Here is a 26,357-nt window from a genome sequence, read left to right as displayed (position 1 = left end):
CTGTTAACGGGATAACGTTGTCACGTTGGTCCGCGCGGTATGCAGTTTTTTGTAGCTCTCGATCAAGCGCAAGTGCCTGTCGAGCCCCTCCAGTTTCATGCTGGTCGGCGTCAAGCCATGGAACCGCACGGTGCCATCTACCGATCCGATCACTGCATCCATCCGCTCGTTGCCAAACATCCGGCGGAAGTTGGCTTCGTAGTCTTCCAGTTCCAGGTCTTCGTCCAGCTTCATCTCCAGCACGGCATTGATCGCCTGATAGAACAAGCCGCGTTCAACGGTGTTGTCGTTGTACTGCAGGAACTGTTCTACCGCCTCTTTCGCCTCTTCGAATTGCTGCAAGGCGAGATAAATCAGCAGCTTCAACTCCAGGATCGTCAGCTGACCCCAGGCGGTGTTGTCGTCAAATTCGATGCCGATCAAGGAGGTGATGTCGGTGTAGTCGTCCAGCTCACTTTCCACCAGGCGCTCAACCAGCGCTTGCAGCTCGTCTTCGTCCAGGCGATGCAGATTCAGGATGTCGGCGCGGAAGAACAGTGCTTTGTTGGTGTTATCCCAGATCAGATCGTCCGCGGGATAGATTTCCGAATAGTCCGGCACCAGGATTCGGCACGCCGTGGCGCCGATATGCTCGTAGACGGCCATGTACGCTTCTTTGCCCATGCCTTTGAGAATGCCGAACAAGGTCGCGGCTTCCTCGGCATTCGAGTTTTCACCCTGGCCGGAGAAATCCCACTCCACGAATTCGTAATCGGACTTCGAGCTGAAGAAGCGCCACGACACCACACCGCTGGAGTCAATAAAGTGCTCGACGAAGTTATTCGGCTCGGTCACCGCATGCCCTTCAAACGTTGGCTGCGGCAAGTCGTTGAGACCTTCAAAACTGCGGCCCTGGAGTAGCTCGGTCAGGCTGCGTTCCAATGCCACTTCCAGGCTCGGGTGCGCGCCGAACGAGGCGAACACACCGCCGGTACGCGGATTCATCAGCGTGACGCACATCACCGGGAATTCACCCCCCAGGGACGCATCCTTGACCAACACCGGGAACCCTTGCTCTTCCAGCGCCTGAATGCCGGCCAGTATCCCAGGGTACTTGGCCAACACGCTGGCCGGCACATCCGGCAGGGCGAATTCACCTTCGATGATTTCGCGTTTTACCGCGCGCTCGAAGATTTCCGACAGGCACTGCACCTGGGCTTCGGCCAAGGTATTGCCGGCGCTCATGCCGTTGCTCAGGAAAAGGTTTTCAATCAGGTTGGACGGGAAATACACCACTTCGCCGTCCGACTGACGCACGAACGGCAGCGAGCAGATGCCGCGCTCTTCATTGCCCGAGTTGGTATCGATCAGATGGGAGCCACGCAGCTCGCCGTCGCGGTTGTAAATCTTCAGGCAGTGCTCATCGAGGATTTCGGTCGGCAGTGCGTCTTTACGGCCAGGCTTGAACCAGCGTTCGTCCGGGTAGTGCACAAACGCTGCATTGGCGATGTCCTCACCCCAGAACTGGTCGTTGTAGAAGAAGTTGCAGTTGAGTCGCTCGATAAACTCGCCCAACGCCGACGCCAGCGCGCCTTCCTTGGTTGCACCCTTGCCGTTGGTAAAGCACATCGGCGAGTGCGCATCGCGGATATGCAGCGACCATACGTTGGGCACGATATTGCGCCACGAAGCGATTTCGATCTTCATGCCCAGGTCCGCCAGAATGGCCGACATGTTGGCGATGGTTTGCTCCAGCGGCAGATCCTTGCCGGCAATGTAAGTGCCCGCCTCGGAAGTCGAGTTAGAAGCGGGCATCAGCAACGCCTGGGCATCGGCGTCGAGGTTTTCCACTTCTTCGATCACAAACTCAGGCCCGGCCTGCACCACTTTCTTCACGGTGCAACGGTCGATGGAGCGCAGAATGCCCTGGCGGTCCTTGTCGGAGATGTCCGCCGGCAACTCGACCTGGATCTTGAAAATCTGGTTGTAGCGGTTTTCCGGGTCAACAATATTGTTCTGCGACAGGCGGATGTTGTCCGTGGGGATATTGCGCGTACTGCAATACAACTTCACAAAATACGCCGCACACAGCGCCGATGAGGCCAGGAAATAGTCGAACGGGCCTGGTGCCGAGCCATCGCCCTTGTAGCGGATAGGTTGGTCGGCCACCACCGTGAAGTCGTCGAACTTGGCTTCAAGTCGAAGGTTGTCGAGAAAGTTGACCTTGATTTCCATGGGGGATTACCAGAATAACGGCTAAACGAATGGCCGCCATTATCCGGCATTTCAGCCATAAGTCTTGTGGGCGTCTGACTATCTGTCCGTTCCTGGTCTTTTTAATGGGCGCTGGGTGGGTCAGTCGAGTATCAGATGCGGCAAGAACCGGCTTGAATCCTTGGTAATCAAACTGTTGTCCTCGCGCACGCCGATGCCGGCCGCCTGATCCCCGATCACCCAGGAACCGATCAACGTAAAGCTGTCACCAAACTGCGGCAGCGGAGCAAACTCCTGAAGGATAAACGGCGCGTCGGTGTAGGGGCCGTCCGCTTTTACGATCAGACCTTCGGCAGTTTGCAGTTCGATGTTGGCGCCTTCCCGAGAGAAGAACGGCTTGCGCACCCAGCCCTTGGGCACCGCTTTGTTCGGCTCGGTATCCAGATGCGCTGCCAGCAGGTTCGGGTGACCTTTGTTGAATTCCCACAGCAGCGGCAGGATGCCTTTGTTGGAAATGATGGATTTCCAGGCCGGCTCGAAAAACTGCGTGTCGCTCTGGGCGATGGCTGCGCCGAAGGGCTCGTGGAAGATGAACTCCCAGGCATGCAGCTTGAACAGATGCGGGATCCAGCGATCTTCGAGATCGACGAAACGACCGTCACTGGTCAGGCCGATGTCTTCGATGTCGATGTGGCGTGATTCGATGCCCACCTTTTTCGCGATCAGGCGCAAGTAATCGGTGGTGCCTTTGTCTTCGACCGAGTCTTTCATCGAGGCGAAATAGAAAGGCTGTTTGAGCTGCAGTTGCGCGAAAGCCTGATGCAGTTTGGTGTCGATACTGTTGAACTGGTCGGCATGCTTGGGCAGCAAACCGCGCTCGATGCATTGCTCCAGCCAGCCCCATTGAAACGCTGCGGCCTCATACAGGCTGGTAGGCGTGTCGTAGTTGAGTTCCAGCAACTTTGCGGGGCCGTTGCCGTTGTAGGAAAAATCCATACGCCCGTACAGGTGCGGGTGGCCTTCGAGCCAAGAGGTGCGAATCAGTTCGAAGAACGGCGCGGGAATGCTCAGGCGCTCCAGCAGCTCCTCGCTTTGGACCACGCGGGCCACCAGGTCCATGCACATTTCATGGATCTCGGTGGTCGGGTCTTCGAGATCGTTTTCGATCTGCTTGAGCGTGAATTGGTAATACGCGCTCTCGTCCCAGTAGGGTTCGTCGTCGATGGTATGGAACAGAAAGCCGAGACTCTCGGCCGTCTGTTTCCAGTCATGACGCTCTGCGCAAAGGATTTTCTTCATGGTCCGGTTTCCTTAACTGCTTGAACCGCCGCCGCCCCAGCCGCTGCGTGCGCTGGCCTTGCTGCCAAAGCCGCCACGTGAGGTGGACGAGGCAACGGAAACCGGCTTGCTGGTGGAAGAACGGACCGAGTCGGCGTAGTTGCTGCTGCCGTACCTGGCCTGGTTGGACCTGGTAAACGTCGAGCCTTTGGAAATCCGCTGGTTGAGCGTTGAAGATCCGTAATTACCGCGATCATCGCGATAACGGTACACCGGCTCGGAGTAGTAGCTGTTGCGGTTGCTGCTCAGCATGTTGCCGATCAGCAGGCCGGTCAGCAGGCTGCTGGTGGAGAACCCCGAGCCACCTGTGTTCGCCGTTTCCGAGGCGGGTAATTGAGCCTTGGCGGCGTCGACCTGGGATTGCGTGACCTGGCCGTCGGCGGTCAGTTCGAAACCACCCAGCTTGGGGATGAACTTGCCAGCGGAATCCTGTTGGCACCAGTCGGCGACAAAGTCGGCATCACAATCGGCCTGGTTGTCGTACACCGGCGCAATACGGCGATGCTCGGCCATGGCGGTCATGTAGGCGTCAGAGCAGACATCCACCGGTAATTTTTCATCGGCGCACTGCTGCACGGACTGGAAGTTGTACTTCTTCTGCACTGCGTAGGTTTTTTCCGTCGGCCCGCAACCGGATATCGCCATGGCGACCGATGCGGCCAGCGAGAGCTGAACGTACTTGCTTCGTTTCATCGGGATCTCCGTTGCGCAATCAGTTCTGGGTAGGGGTCATGCAGGCGGCGTTAAGCATGCCGACGCTGATGGCCACTGCTGCGACGTAGATGCCGGCCGCGATTTCACCTTTCCTGATGCGTTCAGAGGTGCCTTTGAGCACCAGGCTGGTCACCAGGAATGCCAGCAATTGAACGAGGGCTGCAATCACCGCCCAGACAGCGAAGTCCAGAATGCTGATCGAGTAGGCAATCACGTTGCTGGCCGGAATGGCGAAACCGATGATTGCACCGCCCAAGGCGATTGCGGCGGCCACGTTGCCCGAACGGATCAGCTCGAATTCCTTGTGCGGAGTGATGCGGGTGTAGATGAACTGGAACAGGGCGAACAACACCGCGGCGCCGAGCAAGTAGGAAACAAATCCGAGCACGGCGGCTTTGTTCAGGGAGATGGAGAGCGCTTCTAGCATGGACTTGTTCCTTTTTAGAACGTGTTCAGGTCGGTTGTGTACAGCGAGACGCCCAAGGACGTGCTCAAGCTGATGGTGCCTTCAGCGTCTTCTTCAACGGAAAACAGCAGGAATTCCCGGCGATCGGTCAGGCCGGTTTCGCGGGCGTACAGCATCGAACGGTGCTCGATGCTGTAGGACTCGTCCGGATTTTTCAGCTGTTCGCTTAACGCCACCAATTCTGTCTGGCCATTCTCGGTGCCCCATTCGCGGGTGTATTCCACGCCGTTGTGGGTGTAGGTCGGCAGCCCGATCAGACTTTGCGGACCGGCCAGCCGACGCAGTTCCGCTTCACTGCTGATGGTGATGTAGCTGAGGTAATTGAACAGGATCACCGACTCGACCTGCCCGGCGATGTCGCCGGTGGTGTGCACCTGCAGCCAGTAGTCTTCGTCGTTCATGTAATAGCGCGACAGCCAGGTCGACTGCCCGAGGTCAATGGTGCCGTTGCTCCAGATCTGCTGGGAGCCCGGGATGGTCACCGTGGTGTTGCCGTCGAGCAATAATCTCAGGGCCGTGTCGAACATCACGCCCTTGCCCAAGGCCAGACCCAACGGACCGGTGACGGGTGATGCGGTTTCACTGGCCGTCCATTTCGAATCGGTATTCGCGTTCGGGGCCTCAAGCCCCATCAATTGTTTAAACCATCCCATTGGAGATTTCCTTGAGGCGAGTGGAGGCGATTTCACTGTCATTGAAGTGGGCGAGGACTTGCCCGACCGGGCTTAATTGATTGACCGCCAGCACGGTGGTCAGGGTCAGATCGTCTGACGAGGGTTGCAACGGGCCTGCCCAGCCGAATCGGTGGAAGAGGGACGAGGCGTACAGGCGCATTAAAAGGTAAATCGACATTTCGTCCCTGACTCCGTGGGGGCTTATTCCTGGCGACGTAATCGCCTCGGCATATGAAAGCCTGATAGCGGTTACCGGGCGGCATTAAACCTGCTGCGCGGCGCAGAAAAAAGTACCTTGGCCGCAATATATCCGGCGAACGCACCAAAGAGGTGACCTTCGAAGGAAACACCCTGACGAGGCAGGAAGCCAAAAATCAAACCGCCATAGAGCAGCGCCACGACACTGGCTGTAATCAGATTGCCCCAGCTTCTCTGGAACCAGGCACGTGCCAGAAGGTATGCCCACAACCCGAACACCCAGCCGCTGGCGCCGATGTGTACGCCTTTGAAACCGAACAGCCAGACCAGCGAGCCGCCCAGCACAATGATGATGGCGCTGACCGCCAGAAACCGATTAAGCCCTTCGATAATGACCAGCGTGCCCAGAATCAAAAACGGGATCAGGTTGGCGCTCAGGTGCGCAAATGAGGCGTGGAGAAAAGGCGAGGTGAGGATGCCGGGCAGCCCGAAGAGCGTTCTCGGGACCAGGCCAAATGACAAAAGGCTGTAGCCGGTTACGGCGTTGAGCACCTGCAGCGCGACCATGAAAACTGCCACGCCGGCGATTGTCTTGAAACCCTTCAGGGCATCCATCCTTGACCTCGACGTAAAAAAGAAGGGCAATGAATCAGCACCGATCCATGTGGGAGCGAGCTTGCTCGCGATGGCGATGTGTCTGTCAGCATTAATGTCGACTGGCAAACCGCAATCGCGAGCAAGCTCGCTCCCACAGGTTATGCGTCCGGCAACGTTACTCGGCCGACTTCTGCTTCAGGCGTTCCAGGATCGCATTGGCGCTGCCCGAATCCGGTGTGATGCCGGCTTCGCGCAATTTGCGCTCCAGGTCAGTACCGGTCGACGCATCCGCCAGTTCGTCCTGAGCTTGCAGTTCAGCGGCACGTTGCTGCTGCTTGGCTTGCAGACGGTTCAGTGTACCGACGGCCGTTTCCAGCTTGCCGTTGGCGCCGCCACTGGCGATGGACGCGCTGACCTGGGCCTTTTGTACGCTTTCACGCGCCTTGGCCATGTCCACTTGCTGGCGCAGGCTTTTGATGCGGTTTTCGGCCTTGGTGATGTCTTTGCGCATGTTGTCCGCGTAACCACCGAACTCGGTGGCCTGCTTTTGCTCGACGTCCAGCTCGTTGGTCAAAGTCGAAATGGCTTCGGCCACTTCCATTGCCAGGTCTTCACGGTTGGCCTGGATGGCGGCCAGGGCCTTGGATTCCAGGTCCTTGATCTTGGCGTTGTATTCGCTCACGCGATCAGCCGACAGTTTGTGCTTGGCCATGATGGTGACCAGCTCACGCTTGGCGTTGGCCAGGGCGCTGTCAGCATCACGAATTTCCTGATCGAGGATACGCAGGGCCTGTTGGTCGACGATCGATTCGCCGACTTCATTGGCACCGCCGCGCAGCGCGGTGAACAATTTGCTCCAGATGGACTGAGTCATTGGATAATCCCTATTCCTGAAAAATTAATGGAAGAAACGTTCAAAGGCTTCGCTGGCGCGTTGCACATTGTCGACCAGGGTTTTGACCTCGGTCACGACGTTGGTCAGGCTGGAATCGGAGCTCAGCGCGCCGAACATGTTGTAGACGATCTGGCCGTTCGGCATCGACTCGATACCGATCGAGGACAGCGGGAACAGTTCGCGGCTGCGCAGTACGGCATCGTTGAAAGCCGGCACATCCTTGATCGACTCGACGTCTACCAGAACCGTGTCGACGATGATCTGCTCGCCCACCACCGCGATGTAAATCGGCAGGCCACCGAAATCGTTCATTTCCAGCTTGATGCTGGACTCGGAGCCTTGAATCAGAGAAAGCGTGATGTCCTTAGAAACCACTTCGTCCAGTGCCTGAAGGGCGCTGAACAGACGATCGATGTTCCAGTTAGTACCTGCGCTCATGTAATTCTCCGACATGAATGAGCCAGCCAGAATCGGTTGGCGTAGCTGTTTCTCCATCTGCTTGAGCAGGCTTCGGTTTTCGGGAAGCACCCAAGTCTCGTGTTTCACATAACCGGCGCCAGCCAGGCCCGCGCGCATCTGCTTCATATAAAAGCTCGATGGTTTTTTCGCGGACGGTTTCGAGCGCTCTTCCTTCTGGCTCGCTGAATCGGTTACAGGCACGGCAGGCGGACCTGATGGAGAGCGACTTTTCATACTGGTGACTCCGTTGTGAAAATCTCACGCGTGAGAAACACTACAGGCAAATTCCGCCGCTCTCAATAGCTCACGCGTGAGATTTTTTGTCTCACTTTTTTCCGGGCAAACAAAAGACCCGCAGCGCTCAAGCGCGGCGGGTCCATTTCGCAATTCGATCAATCAGTTGAGGCGTTAGTGGCTGGCCGCCAGGAATTCGTCGGTGGAAATCACGCTGGCGTAAGCGAAACCCAGGGCCGACATGAAGGCGGCGTGAACCTGGGCGGCTGGCACGGTGATGCCATTGAATTCCAGGTCACGCGAGGCACAGGCGTCATGGATCACGGTGACGGTGTAGCCGAAATCGGCAGCGGCGCGGGTAATGCCGTCGACGCACATGTGGCTCATGCTGCCAACGATCACCAGTTCCTTGATGCCTTGCTCGTCGAGGATCGATTTGAGCTCGGTTTCGCGGAACGCGTTGACGAAGTGCTTGAGCACCACCGGCTCATCGGCGCGGTTGAGAATCTTGGGATGCAACTTCGCGCCTTCGGAGCCCGGGGTAAAAAATGGCGCCTCGCTGGAGGTGAATTCGTGGCGGATGTACACCACCGAATCACCGGCTTCGCGAAAGGCCTTGAGCAACCGGACGGCGTTGTCCGCTGCGGCGTCGGCTCCGATCAGCGGCCACTTGCCCTGGGGGAAGTAGTCGTTTTGGATATCGACTAGGATGAGTGCTTGCTTGGCCATGACTGTTTCCTCGGCGTGTAGGTTGGTGTGGAATGGAGTATTGGGGCTGGCAGGCCGTCCGGGGATTGGCCGCACCGACAATAGAAGGGGTAAAACTGACAATGGATGCACAAAGGGCAATCGTCGAACTGGGCGTGTTGATGTACCCCGGAGCGCAGATGGCGGCGGTGCATGGGCTGACAGACTTGTTCGGGGTCGCGAACCGGATTGCCGCCGAACATCAGACGGCGCAGTTGCCGTTGCTGCGGGTCAGCCATTGGCAGGTCGAGGGCGATCAGCCGCCCGCGCGTGTTTACGACAGCTATCCGGGGCCCGACAACGCCTTGGTGGCGGTGTTGATTCCGCCGTCGATTGGCGGATTTTCCAAAGGCTTGGCATCGCAGGCGCTGATTCACTGGCTTCGTCAGCAACATGCTGGCGGCGCAACCTTGGGCGGGGTGTGCGTAGGCTCGATCCTGTTGGCCGAAAGTGGCTTGCTCGATGGCCGCAGTGCGACCACTCATTGGACCTCGGCCAAGTCTTTCGCCGAGCGTTACCCGGCGATCAAGCTCAAGGCCGACACACCCATTGTCGACGATGGCGACCTGATCACCACCGCCGGGCTGATGGCCTGGTCCGAGTTGGGTTTGCGCCTGGTTGACCGACTGCTCGGCCCGAGCATCGCCACCGGCACTGCGCGTTTCCTGGTGGTGGAACACAGCGACAGCGCCAGTGAATGCGGCAGCAATTTTTCACCAATCCTGAGCCATGGCGATGCCTCGATTCTCAAGGTTCAGCATTGGCTGCAAAGCACCGGGGCCACCGATGTTTCGCTGACGGCGATGGCGGAGCGGGCGGGGCTGGAAGAGCGCACCTTCCTTCGGCGTTTTCGTTCGGCGACCGGGCTCAAACCGACCGAATACTGCCAGCACCTGCGAGTGGGCAAGGCCCGGGAAATGCTTGAGTTCACCAACGGCACCATCGATCACATTGCCTGGACGGTGGGGTATCAGGACCCCAGTGCGTTTCGCGCGACCTTCAAGAAAATTACCGGGCTGGCGCCAAGTGATTACCGGGCGCGGTTTGGGGTTACGCCGACTGCCGCAATCCGGTAGGCGCAACACCCCAAATCCCCTGTGGGAGCGAGCTTGCTCGCGATGGCGGCGTGTCAGGCGGTATCCATGTTGCGTGTGCTGGCCTTATCGCGAGCAAGCTCGCTCCCACCGGGATTGTGGTTAGCCTTGGTCGTGCAAAATGCAGGAGTCAGATCCTTTGTCGTGCAGAATAATGCAGGCCTGGTGCTATCACTTTCTTCGCAACTGATTGATGTAAAAACTTTTTTACTCAAGCCCCCCATGGCCTGATCCCTGCACCCCTCAAACTACATTCATCAAACGCAGATTGAAGGGGGATGCATGACCCCAACAAACCGCAAAAAACTGGTGGTCGCCCATTCGATCCGCCCCGAAGCGCCCCGGCATGAGGTCGAGACCAATCGCGCGCTGGCCCGCTGGCTGGCGCAGATCCTGGGGCTCAAGTACGGCGGCAGCTACGATCCCGAACGTCATAAAGGCCGAGACCTTTACCTGTTGCCAACCCAGACGCTGGTGGGCGTTGCTGTCGCCCGGCAACTGGGCGTCATGGGGCCGGAGGATTTGTGGGGCGGTTATGTCGACCATGATTTCATCTGCACCAAAGCCATCAGCCACGGCTTGCTCAACAACAAGGCCCACGCCCCGCAAGGCTGGTCATCGCTGTTTTGCGAACGCGTACGCAGCGTGGTGCTCGATGGCCTCAGCGTGTTCGCCCTCGACGATGCGCGCCCGGCGGCGGAGCACTTGCTCGACAGCGGCCCCATCCGCATCAAACCGGTTCATGCCTGCGCCGGACGTGGCCAGGAAGTAATCAAAAGTCTCGATCAGTTCGATGCCGTGCTGGCTCGTCCCGATGCCGAAGCGCTGTTCAGCCAGGGTGTGGTGCTTGAGCAGGACCTCGACAATGTGGTCACCCACAGCGTCGGCCAGAGTTTTATCGGCAACAAAGTGCTGACTTATTGCGGTGATCAATACTTGACCGAAGACGGTCAGGGCGAGCAGGTTTATGGAGGTTCCAACCTGCTGGTGGTGCAAGGCGATTACGACGATCTGCTGGCGCTGCCTCTGCCGGAGGATGTGCAACTGGCAATCCGCCAGGCCCAGGTGTTTGACCGCGCCGCGAACGAAGCCTATCCCGGTTTCTTTGCCTCGCGGCGCAATTACGACATTGCCCAAGGCCAGGACAATGCCGGCAAACAACGCAGTGGCGTGCTGGAGCAATCCTGGCGCATGGGCGGTGCCAGCAGCGCTGAAGTGGCCGCGCTGCAGAGCTTCATCAACGACCCGGGGATGCGTGCGATCCACGTCTCTTCGGTGGAAACCTATATCGATCAACCGCTGCCGGCTGACGCCATCGAGGTTTATCGCGGCCCTGCGGAAAACACTGACTTTCTTCTCAAGTACGTGACGGTCAAATCCTATGACGGCTAGAAGTGAAACCATTCAGATCGACATCGACGATGAACAGATGAGCGGGACGTTTCTGAGCCCCAAATCGAAAGTGCCCGGTGTGTTGTTCGTCCACGGTTGGGGCGGCAGTCAGGAGCGCGACCTTGAGCGGGCCAAAGGCATCGCCGGCCTGGGTTGCGTATGCCTGACATTCGACCTGCGCGGTCACACCGGCGGCACCGGCATTCCGCTGACCCGGGTGACGCGTGAAGACAACCTGCGAGACCTGTTGGCGGCCTACGATCGCCTACTCGCCCATCCGGCGCTCGACACGTCCGCCATCGCGGTGGTCGGCACCAGTTATGGCGGTTATCTGGCATCTATCCTGACCTCGTTGCGACCGGTGCGCTGGCTGGCGCTGCGGGTGCCGGCCCTGTATCGCGACGATCACTGGCACACGCCCAAACGTGATCTGGACAAGGCTGATTTGCGCGATTACCGCAACACGCTGGTGCGTGCCGACAGCAACCGTGCGCTGCACGCCTGCTCGCAATTCACCGGGGATGTGCTGCTGGTCGAATCAGAGACGGACGACTATGTGCCTCACGCAACCATCATGAGCTACCGCGCTGCGTGTCAGCAGACGCATTCGCTGACCCACCGGATCATCGATGGCGCGGATCACGCCTTGAGCGAACCGGTTTCGCAGCAGGCATACACCTCGATCCTGGTGGACTGGATTACCGAGATGGTGGTGGGTGAGCGGTTGAGCATTATTCAATCCAGCTGAGATTTGCAGTGTCTCAGAGATCATCGCGAGCAGGCTCGCTCCCACATTCAGGCAGCGATCACCTGTGGGAGCGAGCCTGCTCGCGATAGCGGCATACGCTCAACGCAAAGCTCAAGATGGTTTTTTCGAGATCCGCAACGACTTCGCCTTGGCCTCCACCACCAGGTACATCACCAGAGTAATCAGCAGCGGCAAAATAAAATAAATCGCCCGATACGCCAGCAATCCCGCCACCAGACTTCCCCGCGAAGCCTCATGTTGCAGCAACGCCACAAACACCGCCTCCAGCACCCCGAGCCCGGCAGGAATGTGCGTGATCACCCCGGCAATGGCGCTGATCAACAAAACCCCCAGCACCAGCGGATAGTCGAGCTTGCTCGGCAGCAGCGTGAAAATCACCGCAGCCATCAACGACCAGTTCAGCGCCCCGAGTGCCAGTTGCAGCACCGCCATGCGCAGCGACGGCAGGTTGATTTCCACCCCGCGTATCGCCCATTCCCGACGTTTGGAAAACCGGCACGCCGCCAGATACCCCGCGCTCACCAGCAGCAACAGCACGCCCACACCCTGCAATGCGTCGCTGCTCAGCTTCCAGCCAGGAGGCATGCGGACCAGCCCACTGCTGAACACCGCGCCGGCAATCAGCATGTAGCCGAACCAGTTCGTCGCCAGACTCAACCCGAGGATTTTCGCGATGTTGCCCTTGCTCACGCCAAGCCGCGAATACAGCCGATAACGCATGGCAATACCGCCGACCCACGCGCTCAGGTTGAGGTTGAAGGCGTAGCTGATAATGCCCACCGGCAGGATCTGCTTCCAGGTCAGGTCCTGGCGGATGTAGGTGCGGCCAATCAGGTCGAAGCAGGCGTAGACCAGAAAACTCACCAGCGTCAGGCCGGACGCGATGATCAGTGTGCGCACCTTGAAATCGGCCAGGGTGTCGAATACTTCGTTCCATTCGATGCGCTGGGCGAGCATCGTGAACAGCACAATCAGCGCCAGGAAAAACAGCATCGTCAGCGGCTTTTTCCAGCGGCTCAAGCGTGATTTCGCTGGCGCGGTGGCGTGGCCGGTCGAGGAGGCTTCAGCGCGGCTCATGGTGGTCGCTCCCTGAATGGGTAAAACGCTTCAAGCGCGGCTTATGCGCTGGCAGCCAACCGGCCCACGCAGGGAAGTGGCGCAAAAAGTGAAACACCAGGAAGCCGACAGTCATGTGCCAGACCCGTCCACGCGGCGCCTTGTCCGGTGACATGGCTTTGCAGTGGTGATTGCTGAGGATGTCGAGGCGTTCGAACAGTTCGCGGTTGAAGGCGCGATCGCGGATCAACACGTTGGCCTCAAGGTTCATCGACAGGCTCAACGGGTCGAGGTTGCTGGAGCCAACCGTGCTCCAGTCTTCGTCGACCAGCGCGACCTTGCCGTGCAGTGGTCGCTCGCAATATTCGTGAATCTGCACGCCGGATTTGAGCAGATAGTCGTAGGTCATGCGCGCCGCAAGTTTGGCCACCAACAAATCCGGCTGGCCTTGCAGGATCAACCGCACATCAACACCACGGCGCGCGGCGTTGCGGATCTCGCGCAGTAGGCGATAACCCGGAAAGAAGTAAGCGTTGGCGATTACCACGCGGCGCTGGGCGCTGCGCAACGCCAGGCGATAAACCTCTTCGATGTCGGTTCGATGGTCACCATTGTCGCGGTACACCAGCCTGACCTGGCCGTCGTGCTCGCTGAACGCCAGTTCGGAGCGTCGTTGCCTGCGCCGCTGCCACCAGTATTTGGCGCGCCTTGGGCGGCCACTCTGCAGCAAGGCGAAATGATGAATATCGGTCACCGCCGGGCCTTGAACTTCAACGGAGTAATCCTGCTTGGCCTCGGGCCCGAAGTCGGCCAGGTGGTCGGCGGAAAAGTTGATCCCGCCGATGAACGCAATCGTGCCGTCCACCACCACAATCTTGCGGTGCAGGCGACGGAACCAGTTGGTGCGAATGCCCAGGCGCTTGGGCGCCGGGTCGAATATTTGCAGGTGCACGCCGGCCTGGCTCAACGCCGCCAAATACGCGGTGCTCAACTCGCCAGAGCCGAAGCCGTCGAGACTGGCAGTGACCCGCACCCCGCGTTGAGCCGCCTCGATCAACACGTGCTGCAGCTCTTTGCCGACCTTGTCCTCGAACACAATGAAGGTTTCCAGGAGGATTTCGCTCTTGGCCTGGCGCATGGCCTCGAATACCCGGGGGAAATACGCTTCGCCGTTCTCCAGCAGTTGCACCCGATTGTTGCCCTGCCAGCCGTATTCAACGTCAACCACGCCGGGTTCACGTACCGGAGGCGTGCTGGATACGTGTTCAACGGTGGCTTGCTCTATTGGCGCGCTGCTCATAACTCGATCTCCACCGATAGCGGTGCGTGGTCGGAAAGGTGTGACCAGGGACGCGCCGTCAGGACTTGCGGGCGGCTGGCCTTGAGGTTGCGCACATAGATGCGGTCCAGACGTAGCGCTGGCAGCCGCGCCGGAAAACTGCGCGCCGGTTTGCCGTGGTGCTCGGCGAAAACTTCTCGCAGCCCACAGGGTTTGAGCAGCGCATCGGCCTGCTGACGCCAATCGTTGAAGTCACCGGCTACGATCACCGGCGCATCGGCCGCAAGCTCTTCGAGGCGTTGCGCCAGCAATTTGAGTTGTGCCGTACGGTGGGTTTCGCGCAGTCCCAGGTGGACGCAAATCGCATGCACCTCAGGCCCGTCGCCCGGCAGGCGCAACACACAATGCAGGAGGCCACGGTTCTCATGGCCGCTGATGGACACGTCGAGGTTGTCGTGACGCACGATCTGGAATTTCGACAGCAGCGCATTACCGTGATCGCCCTCCGGGTAGACCGCGTTGCGGCCATAGGCAAACTGCGGCCACAACGTGTCGGCGAGGAATTCGTACTGAGGCATTGTCGGCCAGTTGCTATAGCGCTGCGGATGATGCTCGTGAGTGCCATGCACTTCCTGCAAAAACACCACATCGGCTGAGACGCTGCGCACCGCTTCGCGCAATTCGGGCAGGATGAAACGCCGGTTGAGTGCAGTGAACCCCTTATGCGTGTTGACCGTCAGCACGGTAAATCGCCGCACGGCGGTGAGGATTTCCGGCTGATCATCGGCATGGCCTAGCGGCTCGGAAATGTTCATGGCAGCACTCCTTCGGCAACCGGTTCACCGGGGGCGGTGGCGAGGCCTTTATCTAGGTGGAAATGCACAAGCAAGCGCCGCGCATCGAAGGGCGCGCGGACTTTGATGTCGTTGTCGAAATAACAGAACACTTCGCGTGACTTGCGCGCCTTGGGTTTTTGCTTTGGCGCGATCAGCTGCGGATCTTTCGGTTGCTGGCCGTGGTTCCAGGCATCGACCCGCTCACCCCAGCGCTCCAGCGCCTCGGGGGTGTAACCGCTGGCATAGAGCTCTTCGGCCCCGTGCAGGCGCAAGTAAACGAAATCACTGGTGAGGTCTTCGCGGTACGGCCATTTACCGGCGGTGTCGGCGATGACCAAGGCAACGTTGTAGCGCTTGAGCAGGTGCACGAACGCCGGATCGACAAAGGTCTCGTTCCTGATTTCGACGGCGTGGCGCAACGGCTTTTTCTTGTAAGTCTTCGTGCTGGCGTGACCGTGCAGGTGCGAATCGTGTTGGCGGGCGAGGGCGGCAGCCTGTTGCGTGTCCTGGGGCAATTGCTTCAAAAAGCTTTCGAACAGTTCGGCGTCGAATTTGAAATTGGGGGGGAACTGCCAGAGGATCGGGCCGAGTTTTTCCTTGAGTTCCAGGATCCCGGAAGCAAAGAAATTCGCCAGCGGTTTATGAATGTCGCGCAGACGTTTGATGTGGGTAATGAAGCGTGGCGCTTTGACACTGAAGACGAAATCGGCCGGGGTTTCGGCGTACCACTGGGCGTAGCGTTCTGGCCGTTGCAGGGCGTAAAACGATCCATTGATTTCAATGCTGTTGACCGCCCGTGACGCAAATTGCAATTCACGTTTCTGGGTCAGTCCCTTTGGGTAGAAACCTCCTCGCCAAGGTGTGTAGCGCCAGCCTGAAATACCGATATGAATCGCCGCCATGTCGCCTCCGTCTAATGGTCTTTGGGCTGCCCCGCTGTCTTTTGATGACTTCGGGGCAGTCGAGAAAGTTTCGACGGGTTTACGGATGGCTTGTACTTTGCCAAACACCACAATCAACTGTGGGAGCGGGCTTGCCCGCGAAAGCGGTTTGTCATTCAGCATTGATGTCGGCTGATAGACCGCATTCGCGGGCAAGCCCGCTCCCACAAGGGTTTAGTGGCTGGCGACGACGCGGGTTGAACCTTCAACCGGCTCGGCATACACCGGACCGAGACGATCCAGGCGACCACTCCAGGCTGTCAACGCCAGCGCCACCAACACCACCAGACCACCAATCCACGCCGTGTGAATCAGGCCCATGTGAGCCACGATCAGGCCACCGCCCCACGCACCACCGGCAATGCCGAGGTTGAACGCGGCGATGTTCAGCCCCGACGCCACGTCGACCGCGTGCGGGGTGTGATGCTCGGCCTGGCGCACCACATACACTTGCAGCCCCGGTACGTTACCGAACGCGACCGCGCCCCAGACCAGCACCGTGGCCAGCGCCAGCCAGGGATTGCCAGCGGTGAAGGTCAGCACGAACAACACAGCCGCCAGCAAGGCGAAGATGATTTTCAGCGCGCTGATCGGACCGCGTTTGTCCGCCAGTTTGCCGCCCCAGATATTCCCCACCGCCACTGACACGCCGTAGACCAGCAACACCAGGCTGACGGTGCTGGCGCTGAAACCGGAAATGTCCTGAAGAATCGGCGCCAGGAACGTGAAGGCAATGAACGAGCCGCCGTAACCGATCGCGGTCATGGCGTACACCAGCAGCAGGCGCGGTTGCTTGAGCACCTGCAATTGCTGCAACAGCGAAGCCGGTTTGCTGTGGGCGATATTTTTCGGCACGTAGAGCAGGCTGCCGATAAAGGCGATCACACCCAGCGCGGACACGGCGAGGAAGGTTTCACGCCAGCCGAAATGCTGCCCGATGAAGGTCCCCAGTGGCACGCCAGTGACCAGCGCCACCGTCAGACCGGTGAACATGATGGCGATCGCGCTGGCGGCTTTTTCCTTCGGCACCAGGCTGGTGGCGATGGTCGAGCCAATCGAGAAAAACACCCCGTGGGCCAGGCCGGTGACGATCCGCGCAATGATCAGCGATTCGTAGCTCGGCGCTTTCCACGCCAGCAGGTTGCCGAGGGTGAACAACACCATCAGCGACAACAGCAGCAATTTGCGCGGGACTTTGCCGGTGAGGGCGGTCAGCACCGGGGCGCCGACTGCAACGCCAAGGGCGTAAAGGCTGACCAGCAGGCCGGCGGACGGCAGGCTGACGCCGAGGTTGGCGCCAATGGTGGGTAACAGGCCAACGATGACGAACTCGGTCGTCCCGATGGCGAAGGCGCTGAGGGTCAGCGCGAGCAAGGCAATGGGCATGACTGCAACTCCGGTGGGTTTGATTGATGGAGCGCAGTGTCGGGGTTTGGGTTGTGCGGAAAAATACAGGGGCGGGCATTTGATATTTGCCTTGTGCGCAAAGATTGTCCTGCCGGTAATGATCGTTCCCACGCTCCGCGTGGGAATGCCTCACCGGACGCTCTGCGTCCGCTCTTGGGACGCAGAGCATCCCTGGCTGCATTCCCACGCGGAGCGTGGGAACGATCAGGCTGGGGAGCATGCTGACTGTTATCTCGCGGGCAAAACCGAACTTGCCCGGCATTTCCCGATCAGTTCCTTACAGACCCTTTCGAAGGAGCTCCCCGTTTTGCTCAAGTTCAAGACCGCGATACTACTGGGGGCGTTGCTGTTCCTTGGCAGCAACGAGCTGGAAGCCGTCACGCTGCCGGGTGTTCCCGCTGCGGTTGCCGAGGAACCGGCAACGCCTGAACCGTTGGTCCAGGGCGGTCTGCTCGGAGCTATCAGTTCCAGCATCGACGATGTCCAGGAAAAGCTCGATCTCAACGAAAACCTCATCGACGCCTGGCGCCTGCGGGCTGATCGAGCCGCCGATGAAGTCGACAAACTGGTCAATCGCCCCTCAAGTCGCTCAGGGTGGAGCGTGATCGGCGACTTCCTGATGTTGTCCGGGGTCTGGCTCGGCAGCTTTGCCTTGCTCACCGTGCTCGGTGGCATCCTGGCCAAGCGCCTGAACCAGGGCCGTTGGTTGCGTACCCGCCAACGCAGCCAGGACCTGCTCAATTATGTGATGCCTTACACGCTACCGGCCGTGATCTGCCTGCCGTTGACCCTCTACGTCAGCCATTTCCTGCCCGCCTCGGTGGGCCGTGCGCTGGCGTTGTGTTTTGCCTACGCCACCAGCAGCGGTATTTTTTCGACCTCGGTGTTGCTGTGTGTGATCGTCATGTTCAACACCGGCCACAAACGCACAGCGGTGCGGATTATCCGCAATTACTGCCCAAAACCGTTGTTCCTGATCGGCTTCCTCGCGGCGCTCAGCGATGCGTTGACCAGCCCGCAAATCGCCCGTCAACTGGGCGGCAACATCACCAGCAGCGCTGCCGTGCTCAGCGGTTTTTTTGTCTCGATCATCTTCGGACTCTTGGTGATTCGTCTAAGGCGCCCGGTGGCGCATCTGATCCGCAACCGGCCGTTGGCCCAACGCCTCAAACAGCCTTCGCTGCAAGAGTCCCTGCGGATTTTTTCCGGGCTCTGGTACTGGCCGATTCTGCTGATGGTCATGGTCTCGGCGATCAACCTGATCGGCGTTGGCGATGACAATCAGAAGGCCCTGCGCTGTGCGCTGTTCACCACCATTTTGCTGATCGCCACGGTGTTTCTCAGCACGATTTTCCAGCACATGTTCAAGTCGCGTCAGATCGAAGCGATCCAGCACAGCAGCGCTTACAAGGAACGTTTCCTCAGTTTGCTGCACGCCTTGCTGCGGATCGTCATGGCCGTGGCCTTCATCGAAATCCTCGGGCGGATCTGGGGCGTGTCGCTGTTCAAATTCGCCGAGCAAAACTCGGTGGGCCGGGCGATCAGTGATTCATTGAGCAGCATGGGGTTGATCTTTCTTGTGACCTGGTTGCTGTGGGTGGTGCTCGATACGGCGATTCAGGAAGCGCTGAAACCGCCAGTCAACAAACGCACGACGCAGCCCAGTACGCGAGTCAAAACCATCCTGCCGCTGCTGCGTAACGCGATCAAAATCATCCTGGTGGTGATCTGCGCGATCACCACCATGGCCAACCTTGGGATCAACGTTGCGCCGCTGCTGGCCGGTGCCGGGGTCGTCGGCCTGGCCATCGGTTTCGGCTCGCAGCAATTGGTGCAGGACGTGATCACCGGGCTGTTCATCATCATCGAAGACACCTTGTCGATTGGCGACTGGGTTGTGCTCGACTCTGGTCACGCAGGCACGGTCGAAGGCCTGACCATTCGCACCTTGCGCTTGCGTGACGGCAAGGGCTTTGTGCACTCGGTGCCGTTCGGCCAGATCAAGGCCGTGACCAACCAATCGCGGCAATTTGCGTATGCGTTTTTCTCGGTGCAGTTCACCTATGACACTGATGTCGACAAGGCCATCGAGTTGATCCGCGAGGCAGGGGATTCGATCCGTGATGACGCCTTTCTCAAGTACAACCTGCAAGGGCCGCTTGATGTCTTCGGCGTCGACAAGATGGACCTCAACGGCGTAGTGCTGACCGCGCAGTTCCGCACGGTGTCGGGCGGGCAATATGCCGTGAGCCGGGCGTTTAACCAGCGTTTGAAAAAGCTTGTGGATAACAGCCCGTGGGTGCATTTCGCGCAGACTTATCCACAGCAGGTTTTGATGCCACATCGGGTGATGGAAGAAGAGGGCGGGCCTGTTGCGGAGAATTCGCCGGTGTTGTTGCCGGATCAGCCGCGTAGCCAGTGATTTTGAGTTGTTGCTGCTGGCCTCATCGCGGGCAAGCCCGCTCCCACAGGGGATCTGCGGCGTTACACAAATTCAATGTGGGAGCGAGCCTGCTCGCGATGGGGCCGGCGAAGAAAACCTCAATGCCGGATCAGCTTGTTGTGAAGCTCGGCAGTCGATTGCTGATCCAGCTCCAGCCAGAACACCTGCTTGCCGGCAATCTCCGCAGCCGCCGGCAACCCATCGCGATACACCAACCGATTACTCGCCAACGCCGGCACTTTCACGCCGGGTAAAAGCGTACCGGCAAGGTTCAGTGGATCAACTCCGCACACCGCGATCAAACTTCCGTCCTGCGGCCGTCGACGCACTTCACGCAGCAGGGGAATGGCCTCTGGCAACGCAAACTGTTCACCAGCCAAGCCACTGACGAAACGCCCGCCACGAATCTCGCCGCGAGCCTCCAGCCGATGGAACGTGCGCAGCAATTCCCGCCAGCTCGGCAGCCAATCTGCTTCGCGCTCCAGCAATCGCCAGAACACTACGCCGTAGCGGCGCAGCAACGTCATGGCGATATGTTCCAGCGTGTCGTTCGGCGTCGCTGCCGCACGTTTGTTATCCACAATCGGCGGCGTTGGCCCGCGACGCAACAAGGCCCAGCGCCCGGCGTCGTCCATCCCGCCGACAAACGCCCCGCGTCCGCGCCGGCTGCTGCGATTCTGCCGTTTGCTGGCCGGGGTAATCAGCGCCCGCAGGCCGGCGAAGCTGTCGGCATTCACCAGCCCGGCGCCGACCAGTTCCTGCAAGGCAATTTCCAGTTCCGCGCGCAGCAGGTGCGCCTCGTGAATCAGCTCATCGAAGAACAGCGCGCCATGTTGGCTCAGCGCCTCATGGACTTTTTGTGTCTTGGCCGAGAGTTCGCTGATCGGCGTCTGCTCGGTCAGGCTGCTCCAGAGCCCGACCTGGCTGCGTGGCAGCAACACAATCGGCGTGCTGCGCAGCGCCGTGCTGGCGGACTTATTGCGCGCGGTCAGGCGCGTCCAGACCAGTTTTCCGCTGCGGCACAGGTCATCCAGCCAACTCGCCGAATAACCTTTGATCCGCGTCGGCAGGATGTCGCTGTCCCAGGCAGACGCGGCGGCGGGGTAACCTTCGAACTGAGCAACGATGGCGGGCAATACCGCGTTGCCCTGGCCTTGGGTGGCGGTGGACAGGTGCTGCCAGTCGAACAGAAATCGCATGAAGTCCTGCAACGCCACCGGCTCGATTTCCCGCCGCAGACGCTTGACCGTGTAGCGATGAATCCGCGCCAGCAAATGCCGTTCGCACCATTCTTCCCCAGCGGCTCCCTGTGTGAATTGGCCGCGCAATACATAACCTTCGCGCTCCAGGCGCGCGAGCGCTTGGGTGACTTGCGACGTGGGCAGTCCCAACGGTTCGGCAATCGCTTCGAGCGGCAGTGGGCCAAAGGCGCTGAGCCGCGCGCGGATCATTTCCAGCACCGCTTCATCCGGCTCCCAGGCTTCATCGAACCCCGGCAACGCCTCAATCGGTGGCAGCAAATCGGCCTGTGGATAAATCGCCCGCAGGCAAGTCAGTCGCTCCAGTGCCAGCCAAAGAGATTGCCCGGCGTCGATCTGCAAACGGCTGGCGCGCCCACTGTTCGCAAGTGCGTTCAGCCAATCGAGCCAATGCGCATTGGCCTGCGCCTCGGTCTCGGTAATGCACGCCAGGCTCATCAACGCTTCATGCATTTCATCGACGCTGGTGGGCGTTGGCCAGGCTTCGTCGCGTACGGCCTGGATCGCTTCGCCATCCAGCGCACCGAGGTCGTCAGTGGACTGCGGGTCGGTCCAGCGCCGGTTGAGCACCGCTTGAGTGCGGCGTTCTTCCAGCGGCGCATCGTCGAGAAAGGTGTAGGGGCGGGCGCTGAGGATTTCTGCCGCCAGTGGCGAGGGCGCCGGCAAATCGCGGCTGATCAACCGCACCTCGCCACGTTCCATGCGTCGTAATAATGCGAGCCAGCCTTCGCTGTCCATAGCCTCGTGCAGGCAATCGTCGAGGGTTTGTTCGATCAGTGGATGCTCGGGGATTTCACGTTCGCCGGCGAGGTTTTCCACACAGGCAATCTGATCGGGGAACACGCTGGCGATCAGGTCTTCACTCTTCATGCGCTGGATCTGCGGCGCGACTTTGCGCCCGCCGGTATAGCGCGGCAATGCCAGCGCGACACCGGCATTCCAGCGCCAGCGCACGCCGAACAGCGGCGCATCGAGCACCGCTTGAATCAGCAGGTGTTCGGCGGTGTTGCTGTGCAGGTAGCGCCAGACATCATTGAGTTCGAAACTGTGGCTGGTGGACAGCGACAGCACGATGGCGTCTTCGCTGGCGGCGGCTTGTAGTTCGAAATTGAAGGTGCGGCAAAAACGCTTGCGCAGGGCCAGACCCCAGGCGCGGTTGATGCGACTGCCAAACGGCGTGTGGATGATCAGTTGCGTGCCGCCGGTCTCGTCGAAAAACCGCTCCATCAGCAGCGTGTCTTGTGACGGCAGCGCGCCCAGGGTCAGGCGCGCACGGGCCAGGTAATCGACCAGTTGTTCGGCGCTGGCGAGGTTCAGGCCGAGGGTGTCGGTCAGCCAGTCGATGGCGGGCTGCAAATCACCGGGCGTGGCGCCGAGCAATTCATCGAGTTGCGCTTGCAGGCGCGCCACGGCAAACGACAGTTCCGCGCTGCGCCCCGGCGCTTCACCGAGCCAGAACGGAATGGTCGGCGGCTGGCCCTGAGCATCCTCGACCCGAACCTTGCCGGTTTCGACGCGCAGGATTCGATACGAGGTATTGCCCAGCTGGAAGACATCTCCGGCGATGCTTTCCACGGCAAAGTCTTCGTTGACGCTGCCGATGTTCAGGCCTTGAGGCTCCAGCAGCACACTGTAATCGGCGTTATCCGGAATGGTCCCGCCGCTGGTGACAGCCGTCAGTTTGGCACCCCGGCGACCGCGCAGGGTTCGGGTCAGGGCATCGCGATGCAGATAAGCGCTGCGCAAACCCTGGCGACCGTTGTAGCCCTCGGCGAGCATCTGCAGCAGCGCCTGGTAATGTTTTTCGTCGAGCTCGGCATAGGGCGAAGCCTTGCGGAACATCTCCAGCAGCGCCTGCTCCTGCCATTCCTGGCAACTGATCTCGGCGATGATCTGCTGGGCCAGGACATCCAGCGGCGCCTTGGGAATCTGCAAGGTGTCGAGTTCGCCACGGCGCACGCAGTCGAGCAGGGCGGCGCATTCGATCAAGTCATCGCGGGTGGTGGCAAACAACCGGCCCTTGGGCGTGCCACCGACCTGGTGCCCGGAGCGGCCAACCCGTTGCAGAAACCCGGAGATCGAGCGCGGCGAAGCGATCTGGCACACCAGGTCGACGTCGCCAATGTCGATCCCCAATTCCAGCGATGCCGTGGCGATCAGCACTTGCAAGTCGCCGCGCTTGAGCCGTTGCTCGGCGTCCAGGCGAAATTCCTTGGCCAGGCTGCCGTGGTGCGCAGCGACGGCGTCTTTGCCCAGGCGCTCGCTCAAGTGCCGGCTCAGGCGTTCGGCCAGGCGCCGGGTGTTGACGAAAATCAGGGTGGTGCGGTGCTCCCGGGCCAGGGCGGCGAGCCGGTCGTACACCCGTTCCCAGACATCATTGGCCATCACCGCCGACAGGGGCACGGGCGGCACTTCGATGCCCAGGTCCCGTGGACGGGCATGGCCGATGTCGATGATTTCGCACTCGCGATCACGGCCAACGAGAAAGCGCGAGACCGCTTCGATGGGTTTTTGCGTGGCTGACAAGCCGATGCGCATCAACGGTTCTGCACACAAGGCCTGCAAGCGTTCGAGGCTCAGGGCCAGATGGCTGCCGCGTTTGCTGGCGGCAATGGCGTGGATCTCATCGACGATCACCGTGCGCGTGGTGCCGAGCATTTTGCGGCCGGAGTCGGAGCCGAGCAGCACGTAAAGGGATTCGGGGGTGGTCACCAGAATGTGCGGCGCGGTTTTGCGCATCGCCGAGCGGTCTTTTTGCGGTGTGTCGCCGGTGCGCACGGCGGTGTTGATCTGCAGTTCGGGCAAGCCCATGACCCGCAATTGCTCGGTGATCCCCGCCAGCGGGGTTTGCAGGTTGATCTGAATGTCGTTGGACAGGGCTTTGAGCGGCGAGACGTAGACCACGAGGGTTTCATCGGGCAACCCGTCTTCGCTTTCCAGGCCACGGTGAACCAGATCATCGATAACAGCGAGAAACGCGGTGAGGGTTTTGCCGGAGCCGGTGGGCGCAGCGATCAGCGTTGAGCGGTGCTGGCGAATGATCGGCCACGCCCGGGCCTGGGCGGCGGTGACCGTCGGGAAGGTACTGCGGAACCAGGCGCTGACGGCGGGGTGAAAGCTAGCCATTGCAGCGTCTGGAGGGATAGGCAGATTCATGGGTTAATTTATGCGGGCGAGGTGGGGAAGATGCAAGTACCGCTGGGGATCTGTGGCATTCCTTATGTCCCCATCGTGAGCAGGCTCGCTCCCACAGGGGATATGTGTACACCCGGGAACCCTTGTGGGAGCGAGCCTGCTCGCGATGAGGCCATCACAGGCACCGCAAATCCAGCGGATCTACACTTTACGGATGACGGTTGCGCACTAAACCCGCAAAATGCAACGATTCCGGTAACTATCGATGGCATTGCCTGCGGGTGGTGTCGATAAACCATTTGTTCCAATCAGACTGGGCCTGCTGACTCTATGCGAATGCGCCTTATGTTACTGGGCGGCGGAAATGCCCTTGGGCAGGCGCTGATTCGCCTCGGTGCAGAGGAAGACATCGGTTTCCTCGCCCCCCGCCCACCGCAAGACGGCTGGGACGCCGCGAGCCTGACGCAGCTGCTCGACGACACCCGTCCAGACGCGCTGATCAACCTCGCCTACTATTTCGACTGGTTCCAGGCGGAGACAGTCAGCGAACAGCGTCTTGCCGGGCAGGAGCGGGCGATCGAGCGCTTGGCCGAACTGTGCCAGCACCACAACATCGTGCTGCTGCAACCTTCGAGCTATCGCGTGTTCGACGGCTCCCGGGCGACCGCTTACAGCGAAAAAGACGAACCGGTTCCCTTGGGACTGCGAGGGCAAGCGCTGTGGCGGATCGAACAAAGCGTGCGCGCCACTTGCCCGCAGCACGTGCTGCTGCGATTCGGCTGGTTGCTCGATGACAGTCCCGAAGGCACCCTCGGCCGATTCCTCGCTCGGGCGGAATTGCCTGAAGAGTTGCTCATGGCCGATGACCGCCGGGGTAACCCGACACCGGTCGACGACGCGGCGCGGGTGATCATTTCAGTGCTCAAGCAACTCGATTGCGCGGCGCCGCTGTGGGGCACCTATCATTACGCTGGACATGAGGCGACGACGCCACTGGCATTGGGACAGGCCATCCTGACCGAAGCGCGCGGCCTGCACCCGCTCGCCATCGAAGCGCCAACCGCCCAGGCTCACGCCGCGCGCCCGGATGCCGCCGAAGAGCCGCAACACGCGGTGCTGGCCTGCAAGAAAATTCTGCACACGTTCGGGATCAAGCCTCGCGCCTGGCGCGCAGCGCTTCCGGGCTTACTGGATAGGTTTTATCGCCATGGCTGACGACCCTGTTCTGATCACCGGCGGCGCCGGATTCATTGGCTCGCACTTGACCGATGCCTTGCTTGCCAAGGGACATTCGGTGCGTATTCTCGATGACCTGTCCACGGGCAAACGCAGCAACCTGCCGCTGGACAATCCGAAGGTCGAGCTGATCGTGGGGGATGTCGCCAATGCGGCGCTGGTGGCTCAGGCCATGGTCGGTTGCAGCGCGGTGGTGCACCTGGCTGCGGTGGCGTCGGTGCAGGCTTCGGTGGATGATCCGGTGAAGACGCACCAAAGCAATTTCATCGGCACGCTGAATGTCTGCGAAGCGATGCGCCAGACCGGGGTCAAACGGGTGTTGTACGCGTCCAGTGCGGCGGTCTACGGCAATAATGGCGAAGGTCAGTCAATCAATGAGGACACACCCAAAGCGCCTCTGACGCCTTACGCTTCGGACAAATTGGCCGGCGAGCATTACTTCGATTTCTACCGCCGTCAGCATGGCCTTGAGCCGGTGATTTTCCGCTTCTTCAATATTTTCGGTCCACGCCAGGACCCGTCTTCGCCGTATTCCGGCGTGATCAGTATTTTCAGCGAGCGTGCGCAGAAAGGCCTACCGATCACCGTGTTCGGCGATGGTGAACAGACGCGCGATTTTGTGTACGTCGAGGATCTGGTCGACCTGCTGGTGCAAGGCATCGAGAAACCGCAGGTCGAAGTCGGGGCGGTCAATGTCGGCTGGAACCAGGCGACCTCGCTCAAGCAGATGCTTGAAGCGCTGGAGGCGGTGGTTGGTGAATTGCCGCCGGTGACGTACGGTCCGGCGCGCTCCGGCGATATCCGCCATTCTCGCGCGAACAACCAGCGTTTACTCGAGCGCTTTACCTACCCGCAGCAGACACCGATGAGTGTCGGGCTGGCGCGGTTGTTGGGGCGCTGACGATCGTTCTTACGCTCTGCGTGGGAATGCCTCAATGGACGCTCCGCGTCCGCTCTTGAGACGCAGAGCGTCTCCGGCTGCATTCCCACGCGTA

22 protein-coding genes are annotated in these 26,357 nt (G+C 60.0%); 6 read left to right on the top strand and 16 right to left on the bottom strand.

Annotated elements, in window-relative coordinates:
- Positions 1-3 precede the first annotated feature (3 nt).
- The 10 genes from ACM6I0_RS13715 to ACM6I0_RS13670 all read right to left on the bottom strand — a co-directional run bounded on the left by ACM6I0_RS13715 (position 4) and on the right by ACM6I0_RS13670 (position 8,497).
- Positions 4-2,214: an OsmC domain/YcaO domain-containing protein gene (locus tag ACM6I0_RS13715; RefSeq protein WP_414922571.1), complete on the bottom strand. Its 2,211-nt coding sequence runs from the start codon at positions 2,212-2,214 to the stop codon at positions 4-6.
- A gap of 120 nt (positions 2,215-2,334) precedes the next feature.
- Positions 2,335-3,492, bottom strand: coding sequence for a glutathionylspermidine synthase family protein (locus ACM6I0_RS13710; RefSeq protein WP_414922570.1), 1,158 nt, complete (start codon positions 3,490-3,492; stop codon positions 2,335-2,337).
- Positions 3,493-3,504: 12 nt separating this feature from the next.
- Positions 3,505-4,224, bottom strand: a complete 720-nt coding sequence (locus tag ACM6I0_RS13705) for a DUF1190 domain-containing protein (protein WP_414922569.1) — start codon at positions 4,222-4,224, stop codon at positions 3,505-3,507.
- A gap of 19 nt (positions 4,225-4,243) precedes the next feature.
- On the bottom strand, positions 4,244-4,672 hold the full coding sequence (locus ACM6I0_RS13700) for a DUF350 domain-containing protein (protein ID WP_285432375.1): 429 nt from the start codon (positions 4,670-4,672) through the stop codon (positions 4,244-4,246).
- Positions 4,673-4,686: 14 nt separating this feature from the next.
- Positions 4,687-5,364 carry a DUF2491 family protein gene (locus tag ACM6I0_RS13695; protein ID WP_414922568.1) on the bottom strand — a complete coding sequence of 226 codons (678 nt, stop codon included), beginning with the start codon at positions 5,362-5,364 and terminating at the stop codon, positions 4,687-4,689.
- Positions 5,351-5,563, bottom strand: coding sequence for a hypothetical protein (locus ACM6I0_RS13690; protein WP_414922573.1), 213 nt, complete (start codon positions 5,561-5,563; stop codon positions 5,351-5,353). The genes ACM6I0_RS13695 and ACM6I0_RS13690 overlap by 14 nt, the downstream gene beginning before the upstream one ends.
- Positions 5,564-5,634: 71 nt before the next feature.
- The gene (locus tag ACM6I0_RS13685) at positions 5,635-6,198 is read right to left on the bottom strand and encodes a rhomboid family intramembrane serine protease (RefSeq protein ID WP_414922567.1); all 564 of its coding nucleotides are present in this window, start codon (positions 6,196-6,198) and stop codon (positions 5,635-5,637) included.
- 157 nt (positions 6,199-6,355) lie between these two features.
- Complete coding sequence (locus ACM6I0_RS13680) at positions 6,356-7,054, bottom strand: PspA/IM30 family protein (protein ID WP_208671235.1); 699 nt, start codon at positions 7,052-7,054, stop codon at positions 6,356-6,358.
- 24 nt (positions 7,055-7,078) lie between these two features.
- Positions 7,079-7,660, bottom strand: a complete 582-nt coding sequence (locus ACM6I0_RS13675; protein ID WP_285432382.1) for a YjfI family protein — start codon at positions 7,658-7,660, stop codon at positions 7,079-7,081.
- 282 nt (positions 7,661-7,942) lie between these two features.
- Positions 7,943-8,497 carry a cysteine hydrolase family protein gene (locus ACM6I0_RS13670; protein WP_414922566.1) on the bottom strand — a complete coding sequence of 185 codons (555 nt, stop codon included), beginning with the start codon at positions 8,495-8,497 and terminating at the stop codon, positions 7,943-7,945.
- A gap of 101 nt (positions 8,498-8,598) precedes the next feature.
- Between ACM6I0_RS13670 and ACM6I0_RS13665 the strand changes: the two genes are divergently transcribed.
- The 3 genes from ACM6I0_RS13665 to ACM6I0_RS13655 all read left to right on the top strand — a co-directional run bounded on the left by ACM6I0_RS13665 (position 8,599) and on the right by ACM6I0_RS13655 (position 11,749).
- Positions 8,599-9,591: a GlxA family transcriptional regulator gene (locus ACM6I0_RS13665; protein ID WP_414922565.1), complete on the top strand. Its 993-nt coding sequence runs from the start codon at positions 8,599-8,601 to the stop codon at positions 9,589-9,591.
- Positions 9,592-9,891: 300 nt separating this feature from the next.
- Positions 9,892-11,001, top strand: coding sequence for a DUF3182 family protein (locus tag ACM6I0_RS13660; protein ID WP_414922564.1), 1,110 nt, complete (start codon positions 9,892-9,894; stop codon positions 10,999-11,001).
- Positions 10,991-11,749, top strand: a complete 759-nt coding sequence (locus ACM6I0_RS13655; RefSeq protein ID WP_414922563.1) for an alpha/beta hydrolase family protein — start codon at positions 10,991-10,993, stop codon at positions 11,747-11,749. The genes ACM6I0_RS13660 and ACM6I0_RS13655 overlap by 11 nt, the downstream gene beginning before the upstream one ends.
- A 111-nt stretch (positions 11,750-11,860) precedes the next feature.
- Here the strand turns inward: ACM6I0_RS13655 and ACM6I0_RS13650 are convergent, their stop codons facing one another.
- The 5 genes from ACM6I0_RS13650 to ACM6I0_RS13630 form a co-directional block, all read right to left on the bottom strand.
- Positions 11,861-12,847, bottom strand: a complete 987-nt coding sequence (locus ACM6I0_RS13650; RefSeq protein WP_414922562.1) for a lysylphosphatidylglycerol synthase domain-containing protein — start codon at positions 12,845-12,847, stop codon at positions 11,861-11,863.
- Entirely contained in the window at positions 12,834-14,126 is a 1,293-nt protein-coding gene (clsB, locus tag ACM6I0_RS13645; RefSeq protein WP_414922561.1) for a cardiolipin synthase ClsB, read from the bottom strand. Before clsB ends, ACM6I0_RS13650 begins: the two co-directional genes overlap by 14 nt.
- Positions 14,123-14,920 carry an endonuclease/exonuclease/phosphatase family protein gene (locus ACM6I0_RS13640; protein WP_414922560.1) on the bottom strand — a complete coding sequence of 266 codons (798 nt, stop codon included), beginning with the start codon at positions 14,918-14,920 and terminating at the stop codon, positions 14,123-14,125. Before ACM6I0_RS13640 ends, clsB begins: the two co-directional genes overlap by 4 nt.
- A complete protein-coding gene (locus ACM6I0_RS13635; protein WP_414922559.1) occupies positions 14,917-15,843 on the bottom strand; it encodes a DUF72 domain-containing protein in 927 nt (308 codons plus the stop codon). The genes ACM6I0_RS13640 and ACM6I0_RS13635 overlap by 4 nt, the downstream gene beginning before the upstream one ends.
- A gap of 213 nt (positions 15,844-16,056) precedes the next feature.
- Positions 16,057-17,268, bottom strand: a complete 1,212-nt coding sequence (locus ACM6I0_RS13630) for an MFS transporter (RefSeq protein WP_414922558.1) — start codon at positions 17,266-17,268, stop codon at positions 16,057-16,059.
- A gap of 328 nt (positions 17,269-17,596) precedes the next feature.
- Between ACM6I0_RS13630 and ACM6I0_RS13625 the strand changes: the two genes are divergently transcribed.
- Positions 17,597-19,711 (top strand): mechanosensitive ion channel family protein, encoded by a 2,115-nt coding sequence (locus ACM6I0_RS13625; RefSeq protein WP_414922557.1) that lies wholly within the window; start codon positions 17,597-17,599, stop codon positions 19,709-19,711.
- Between the two features lie 119 nt (positions 19,712-19,830).
- On the opposite strand, the gene ACM6I0_RS13620 is transcribed toward ACM6I0_RS13625, so the two are convergent.
- Positions 19,831-24,147 carry a DEAD/DEAH box helicase gene (locus tag ACM6I0_RS13620; protein ID WP_414922556.1) on the bottom strand — a complete coding sequence of 1,439 codons (4,317 nt, stop codon included), beginning with the start codon at positions 24,145-24,147 and terminating at the stop codon, positions 19,831-19,833.
- 309 nt (positions 24,148-24,456) lie between these two features.
- On the opposite strand from ACM6I0_RS13620, the gene ACM6I0_RS13615 reads away from it, so the two are divergent.
- Positions 24,457-25,341 (top strand): sugar nucleotide-binding protein, encoded by an 885-nt coding sequence (locus tag ACM6I0_RS13615; RefSeq protein ID WP_285432396.1) that lies wholly within the window; start codon positions 24,457-24,459, stop codon positions 25,339-25,341.
- Positions 25,334-26,263, top strand: a complete 930-nt coding sequence (locus tag ACM6I0_RS13610) for an NAD-dependent epimerase/dehydratase family protein (protein WP_414922555.1) — start codon at positions 25,334-25,336, stop codon at positions 26,261-26,263. The genes ACM6I0_RS13615 and ACM6I0_RS13610 overlap by 8 nt, the downstream gene beginning before the upstream one ends.
- Positions 26,264-26,357 lie beyond the last annotated feature (94 nt).

Origin of the sequence: Pseudomonas sp. IT-P294, from assembly GCF_949767865.1 — a bacterium.
Lineage (GTDB): Bacteria > Pseudomonadota > Gammaproteobacteria > Pseudomonadales > Pseudomonadaceae > Aquipseudomonas.
Note: the sequence above shows the minus strand (reverse complement) of the source record. Positions and strands in the feature narration are given on the sequence as shown.